Below are 7749 nucleotides of genomic sequence, written 5' to 3'. Positions count from 1 at the left end.
GCTTGTGCGAGTTCTGGGTGGAAGGCGAGAGGTTCACGAAGAAGGCCGGCGAAACTGTCTTCGTGCCACGCGGAATGGAGCACACCTTCAGGGTTATCGGCGGCATGCCTTCGCGCCATCTGGTGATACTGACGCCGGGGGGATTCGAAGATTTTTTTTGCCGATATGGCGGCAGGCAAGTTCCAGATTCCCCAGGATATGGATCGCATCGCAGAATCTGCCGGCAGGCACCACCTTCGTTTCACTGGGCCGCCGCTTGGCAACGACTAGCCATTATAGCCAGATGGTTGGATCGCCTGCAAAGACCCATCCGCAGGCTCGGACAGGAACGGAAAAGCCCGATTGCGGAACGTGTCTTCCACGTCAATCGCATCAAAGGGCTACTCTTCTCCCAAGGTGTACGAGAGCACCTACTTAAACGGACGCGCGCTCGACGTTCCCTTCTAATTTCGCTCCAGTTGCAGATCGCCAACATGCCCGACGCGTGCCGCTCCTAAATGCTTTCGGTAAAGGAGGCGTTATATATGAGGAAAGCATTAAATTATTTTTGTTACTAACTCCTTGTCGCCCCGCCTTGGGTCGGGAACTTCTAAGGGGTCTTACGATGCGTCGTCCAAGCATAAAGTCGAGTCTTGTCCTAATTTTCAGCGGCGTAGCGGTTCTTTTCGGTGTCGTTGCCTACCTGGCAATAGACGGTCTCAGCAACACCAATGGTTCCACGGAGGACATAGCGACCCACTGGCTAAAGAGCGTGCAGGCATCGCGAGCGATCAATCTCAATATGGCGAATTTGCGCCTCGCGTACCGTGATCATATTATTGCGCAGACGGACGCGGAAAAGAAGACGCGCGAAGAGGCGATTGCCGTCGCCGAGGACACGGTACGCAAGTCCGTGGATGTCTATGTTTCGCTGGCGTCGTCGGACCAGGAGCGAGACCTGATAAAGGCGATCAAAGAGAGTGTTGAGAACTACATCGCCAGCAAGCCGCCGCTTCTCGTCCTGTCCCGCGCCAATAAAGTCGGGGAAGCTGGCCAATACCTGGGTGGGGAAATGCGCACCTATTCGGACAAGTTGAAGGAGGCCACGGCGAACCTGGTCGAATTGAACGTCAATGGCAGCAAAACGGCCGCAGAGGTGAGCAAGACGACCTACGCCAATGTTACCTTCTACCTATTTGCCGCCATTGGGTTTGCTGGATTGCTCGTTCTTGGCGCCGTTGCCTTCGTGCTGAAAGGCATCGCCAATCCGATTACCGGCATCACCGCTTCGATGCGGCGGCTGGCCGACGGAGACACCGGTTCGCAGATCCCGTTTGCCGACCGCGCTGACGAAATCGGATCAATGGCCGGAGCGGTGGAGATCTTCCGCCAGGCCGCGATCACCAACAAGCGGATGGCAATCGAAGCCGACGAAAGCCGCAACCGGGCAGAGGCTGATCGCATTGCCGCTCAGCAGCAAGCGGAAGCTGACGCCTCGGAGCGGCTGCGCATCGCCACCTCGGGTCTCGCCACCGGCTTGAAGCGGCTGGCCGCAGGCGACCTCGCCTTCCAGCTCAACGAGGTCTTCGCCCCCGACTTCGAGGCGCTACGTCATGACTTCAACCAGTCCGTCACCCAGCTTGGCGCGACGCTGAGGGCGATTTCTGAAAGCATCGGCACGATCGACGAAGGCACGCGGGAAATCTCCTCCGGTGCGAACGATCTCTCAAAGCGCACGGAGCAGCAGGCGGCTTCCCTCGAAGAGACGGCGGCAGCACTGGAAGAGATCACGGCGAACGTGTCGAACTCCAGCAAGCGAACCGAGGAGACGCGCACGGTGGCCACGGAGGCAAATCGCAGCGCCGGGATCTCCGCGGAAGTCGTTTCGCACGCCGAAGAGGCGATGGGACGGATCGAGACTTCGTCGCAGCAGATTTCCAACATTATCAGCGTCATCGACGAAATCGCGTTCCAGACCAACCTGCTCGCCCTCAACGCCGGCGTGGAAGCGGCGAGAGCCGGCGAGGCCGGAAAAGGTTTTGCCGTCGTCGCCCAGGAAGTCCGCGAACTCGCCCAGCGTTCGGCGAGTGCTGCCAAGGAAATCAAGGGCCTGATCCAGAACTCCTCAAAGGAGGTGGAAGGCGGGGTCAAGCTGGTGCGTGATACCGGCCAAGCCTTGAAGACCATCGGCGGCTTCATCACCCAGATCAATCACCACATGGATTCGATCGCCACCTCAGCGAAAGAGCAGTCCATCGGGCTCAGCGAAGTCAACCTAGCGGTCAACCAGATGGACCAGACCACGCAACAGAACGCGGCTATGGTGGAGCAATCAACGGCTGCCTCTGCCTCTCTGGCGCAGGAAGCCCAGAAGCTTCGCGAGCTCGTCAGCCAGTTCAGGCTGAACGATGCGACATCCGGCCAGTCCTCAGCCCTTCGTTCGACGGCGAAAGTGATGGCTCATCCTGGCGCCGGCGCGACCGTTCATCGCGCCGCGATGCGTCGCTAGCTTTGCCACTTCGAAAGTCACTTGGAAGAGACCAGCTATGTTCTTGGATGAAGACCACGATGCAGTCCAAGCCGCCGAGCTCACGAAGCAGACGCTCGTCGACACGCAGGAGAGGATGGGTATGATGCTCGATCTCATGCCTATGGGCTTCCTCATCCACACGAAGCAGGGGATCATTTTTGGGAACCAGGAAGCGGCCCGCCTTCTGCAGGTTCCGCAAGTTGAAGTCGTGGGTAAACATTTCCTGGACTTTCTGACCACGCATGCTGAAGAGGCGGCCAAGCAGATGGAGGAAGCCTTCCACGGGAGGATCGGCGTGGAACCGACAGAGGCTGAAGTCAGAACTGCCAGTGGCCAGACGCGGACGATAAAATTGATCGCGGGTGCTCTGCCTTGGGAGGGCAATCCGGTCGTACAGCTTCTCCTCCAGGACATAACAGATCTTAAAGCTGTTCAGGACAGATTGCATGTCCTAGCTGTCACCGACGAGCTTACCGGCGCGTTCAACCGCCGCCATGCGTTTGCGATCGGCCATCGGTTGTTCAAATCCCGCGAAGTCGCTCTAAACAATGTCGCGCTTGCGATTCTCGATGTCGACCACTTCAAACGCGTAAACGACACCTACGGCCATGCGGCGGGCGACGCCGCCCTGAAAACGTTGACGCAGGCGATCAAGGAAATCATCGCAGCTAACACGTCGATCGGCGTGACCCTTGCCCGTGTCGGCGGTGAAGAGTTCATGATCCTGTTCCCGGACATGGCACCGGAGGCGGTGCTTGAAATGTGTGAACGGATCCGAGCTGGGATTGAGCGTCGGGCGGTTTTGTCGGTAGCGGGCACATTCGGGATCACCGTTTCGATCGGCGTGGCGCTTTGGAAGGAAACGGACGTCTCTTTCGACACGCTCTATTCGCGCGCCGACAAGGCGCTCTATGAGGCGAAAGCGGCCGGACGAAATCGCGTATCAGTCAACGAGTCACAACGGCGGTTTCCCCAACGTTCAGCCCGGCATTAGTCTCGACGTTCGGAACTGGGCAAATTGTTCACCGTTTCGAAGGGCAAGGCGCGGAACAGCGCACATACGGTGGGCTTAAGATTTGATTGGGAAACGCAATCACTGATCCCTGCCGTCGCGCAGCGTTGCCGATCGCCTTCCATTGTACGTTTGCGCACAATCGCGTGGTTCCTGCAATCACCATCGCGTTTTACAATCATTCTTAATTAGGCCGTGCTTCACTACCCGAAACTTCGGGGAAGCATTCATGTCTACAATGTATCGAATTCTGATTTCCGCATTGATATTGGTGACGACGGCCGCCTCCGCGGCTGCCGAGGATTGGCGCGTCGTCAAAACCACGGATCAAGCGAGATATTCCGTCGACAGGACCAAATGGCTGGATCTGAGCACGGGAGACGTGCTCCCCAACCGGGCATGGGTTTCGACTGGTCCGCGCGGGCGAATTCAACTTGCCAGAGGGGTGGAAAGCATCACCTTCCAGCCAAACACCCTTGCCGCCATCACCACCAACGAATCCCTTGCCATGAAGACGCAAATTTTCCAGCAGGTCGGCTCGCTGGACCTTGAGATCGAGAAGCGAAGCCAGCCCCATACGACGGTGCAAACGCCCTATCTCGCGGCCGTCGTGAAAGGAACGATTTTCCACGTGACGGTTGGAAAGACGAAAGCATCCGTCTCCGTGGATCGTGGTCTGGTCCAGGTCACCTCCTTCGCAAGCGGGCAGCAATCCAAAGTTGGGCCGCGCCAGAGTGCAGTTGTCGACATCAAGGCCGGCATGACGGTAAGGGGCCAGCTATCAAAGCCCGAGATCATCTCGGTTGCACCGTCTGTCGCCAAGGTTCCTGCCGTCGGCACCACGAAACTTGCGGGCGCAATCGAATCGACCGAGACCAAGAACAAGTCTTCGACCGTGGACGAGGATACCAGTCCCAGCGCCAGCAGCGATGGTAACAGCGGGAACGGCAACGGCGATGGAAGCAGCAGCGGAAACGGCAACGGCGGCGGCAATGGCAACGGCAACAGTAACGGTGAAAGTGGGAAGAGCGATAACAACAGCGGGCGCAACGGCAATTCCGGCGGTCATGGCAATGGCAACAGCGGCAAGAGCGACGACAATAGCGGCGGCAACGGTAACGGCAATTCCGGAAAAGGCAAAGGCAAGGACAAGTGAGACGAAGGACCAGGGCGGCTGGGGACAATTTCTCCGGTAGCGTCAGCACCATCACGGTTCGCGTTCTGCTGATCGCCGCGATGCTGGCGCTGCCGCTCACCGGCACCAATGTGGGCATCTTTCAAGGACTCAACAACGGCCTCTTTGCCAAGCGCTTCGAATGGGCTCCTCGCCAAGCGACCGGCAACATCGTCTTTGTTGCAATCGACAAACATTCTCTCGACGCCGTTGGGACCTGGCCCTGGCCGCGGAGCATTTATGCGGCCCTGCTCGATAGGCTGATCGCGTCAGGCGCCAGGGACATCTTCCTCGACGTCGATTTCAGTGCGTTCTCCAGCAAGCAGGAGGACGACAGCCTTGCGGCGGCGCTGGCGAGAGCCGGAGGAGGTGTGCTTTTGCCGGTGTTCCGGCAGCAGGAGACGGCGTCATCGTCTCAGACGGCGGTGACGAGGCCGATCCCACAGTTCCTTCAGAATGCCTGGCCTGCATTCGCCAATGTCGCGATGGATGCGGATGGGATCGTCCACCGTTTCGATCTGGGAAGCCAGCTTGACGGGAATCCCACTCAGTCCGCCGCATCTGCCCTTGGCAGGATCGGCAGCAGTTCAGGTTCGTTGCTGATCGACTACTCGATCAGTCTCGACACCGTCCCGACATTTTCGTTGTCCGACGTTCTTAACGGGACGGTGCCGGCCGACGCGATCAGAGACCGTTCGGTTGTGGTGGGAGCATCTGCGTCCGAGCTGAAAGACTTTTTCGTTGTTCCCGTCTACGGCGCTATCGCCGGACCGCTCGTTCACGTGCTTGCCGCGGAGACGCTGCTCCAGAACCGTTTCCTGAAGATGTTCGATCAGGCTCCGATGGAGTTCCTGTTTGCGATCTTGCTTATTGTCGGTGTGATCTGCGGGCGCTCGACCGGAATTATCACGATGGCGGCAGCCGGACTGACCATGGTCATCGTCGGCGAAATCGGCGCATTCCTGCTGCAGTCGCAGTATGGCCTTCTTGTCGGGACAGCGGTGCCATGGTCGATGCTTCTGCTTGCGTGGATGCTGGCCCTGAACGAACGCGTCGACGTCGGTCGAATGCTTGTCGCCGTAGCCAACACGGAAGTTCGAAACACCAGACGCCTCATGAGACGGATTATTGCCGACAGTTCGGACGGCGTCGTTGCATTCGACGGCGATCTGAGGATCGTCGAGGTGAGCAAATCCGCAAAAGCCCTGTTGCGAGCCGATATCGGCGCCTCCCTTCTCGAGGGCGCCGACACCGCCATCATCGGCTTCCTGCAGAGCCTGGTTTCAGAGCACGATGCTGAACCAGGCAAGATACACACCGCGCTTGCCGACTTCACCGGCAACAGCGGTTCGCGAGCCGCTCACTACGAGGCATCAATCACGATTTCGCCAACCGAACAGGTGGATGCACGCGCGACCGCGGCGCGGTCGCGGTTCGCCGGTTGCCTGATCATAAGAGATGTCACCGCGCGACGTGAATATGAACAGCGATTGAAGACGCTGTCCGAGTTGGACGAGCTCACCGGACTGCTCAATCGTCGGGAATTCGCGTCTCGGCTGGCCGCCCTTGAAGGCGAGGTCCTCGTCGCGGTGCTGGATATTGAGCGTTTCTCCTCGCTTTGCGCCACTCTTGGCTGCGATGTTGGGGACGAGCTATTGAAAGCCGTGGCGACCAGGCTGGGGAACACGTTCGCCGACGATTTGCTTGCAAGACTGGACGGCGACCATTTCGGCATCGCCACGTTCGTGAGCTGTGAACGTCCGATCGACGATTTTGCCGATGGTTTTCTGCGGCTGTTCGAGGAGCCCATATTGCTCCGCGGCGCAGTTGTCCCGGTCTCAATTCGCCTTGGAATAGCCCGCTCGGGCGACGCGGCCCCAAGTGCTCTCCCGACCGCCGCTGAATCTGCGCTGGATGCTGTGAAGGCCACCCCTGGTCGACGATGGTCCGCTTTCGACCCATCTACCGCCGTTCGCCAGGCGCGGTCGCGCCGGCTGGAGCGGGATATGCGCGATGCTCTCCAGAACCAGCAGTTCTTCCTGCTGTTCCAGCCGCAGATCGAATTCAGGAGCAGGCGCCTTGTCGGCGCCGAGGCTTTGATCCGGTGGAGCCATCCCGAGTTCGGGTTGATATCTCCGACCGAGTTCATCCCGATCGCTGAATCCTCTGGCTTGATCTGCGAGATCGGCCGCTGGACGCTGTTGAAAGCCTGCACCGAGGCCGCCGCTTGGCCTAGCGAGCTCAGCATCGCTGTTAACGTCTCGGCACTTCAGTTCGAGCGGTCCGATATCGAGGCCGACGTGAGGGATGCGTTATCCTGCAGCGGGCTTCCTTCTTCCCGCTTATGTCTCGAATTGACGGAATCGGCGTTTCTCGACCGAGGCGGACCCTCGATTGCGAAGATGCGTGCGCTTCGAGAAATAGGAGTCGTCATTGCCCTGGACGACTTCGGAACCGGCTATTCGTCGATGAGCTACCTTGCCGATCTCCCTCTCGATAAGCTCAAGATTGATCAGTCCTTCGTCAGGCGAATGAACGGCAATCCAAGCATATTTGAAATAGTGCGGGCAATAATCTCCTTGGCGCACGGATTGAAACTGCAGGTCGTCGCCGAAGGCGTCGAAGAGGAGCCGGAGGCCGAAGCCCTGCAGCGGCTCGGATGCGAGATGGGGCAGGGTTATCTCTTCGGCAGGCCCGACGCCTCCCTTCGCATGCTTTCCAAATGGAGCGTCCAAAAGCGTCTCTCCGCCAAGGTCTGACGGCTCGTGGGATTTGCGCCGGAGCGATGCGCTCGACAGAACGTTCGTACATCGCACTGGTGATGCCCGATTTCCGTACTCCCGGATCATTCGAATTGCGTCGCCGTCCAATCATATCTAAGCCGGAGGATGTATACGCAATGAATATGGCTGATGGGCTACGTCGGACTAGAGCGGGATTGTTTTAGTCGGAATCGGAACAGGGATTCCCTTTCTGGTGCAAATCAGATTCACCATTCTGGCGGGTGCAGGAGGCCGGTCTGGATGGCGAAACCTTTTTCGGATGATCTTCGGG

4 protein-coding genes are annotated in these 7749 nt (G+C 58.7%); all 4 read left to right on the top strand.

All coding sequences use genetic code 11. The features are described from left to right. The first annotated feature begins 604 nt into the window (after positions 1-604). Positions 605-2488, top strand: a complete 1884-nt coding sequence (locus tag ACIPSK_RS32875) for a HAMP domain-containing methyl-accepting chemotaxis protein (protein WP_446533135.1) — start codon at positions 605-607, stop codon at positions 2486-2488. Between the two features lie 37 nt (positions 2489-2525). Further along, positions 2526-3503 (top strand): sensor domain-containing diguanylate cyclase, encoded by a 978-nt coding sequence (locus tag ACIPSK_RS32870; RefSeq protein WP_446533134.1) that lies wholly within the window; start codon positions 2526-2528, stop codon positions 3501-3503. A gap of 247 nt (positions 3504-3750) precedes the next feature. Then, entirely contained in the window at positions 3751-4677 is a 927-nt protein-coding gene (locus ACIPSK_RS32865; RefSeq protein WP_446533136.1) for a hypothetical protein, read from the top strand. Beyond that, positions 4674-7454, top strand: coding sequence for an EAL domain-containing protein (locus tag ACIPSK_RS32860; RefSeq protein WP_446533133.1), 2781 nt, complete (start codon positions 4674-4676; stop codon positions 7452-7454). Before ACIPSK_RS32865 ends, ACIPSK_RS32860 begins: the two co-directional genes overlap by 4 nt. Positions 7455-7749: the final 295 nt, after the last annotated feature.

Source organism: Rhizobium sp. LARHSG275, assembly GCF_052871115.1.
This window is presented reverse-complemented; position numbering and strand designations above follow the sequence as displayed.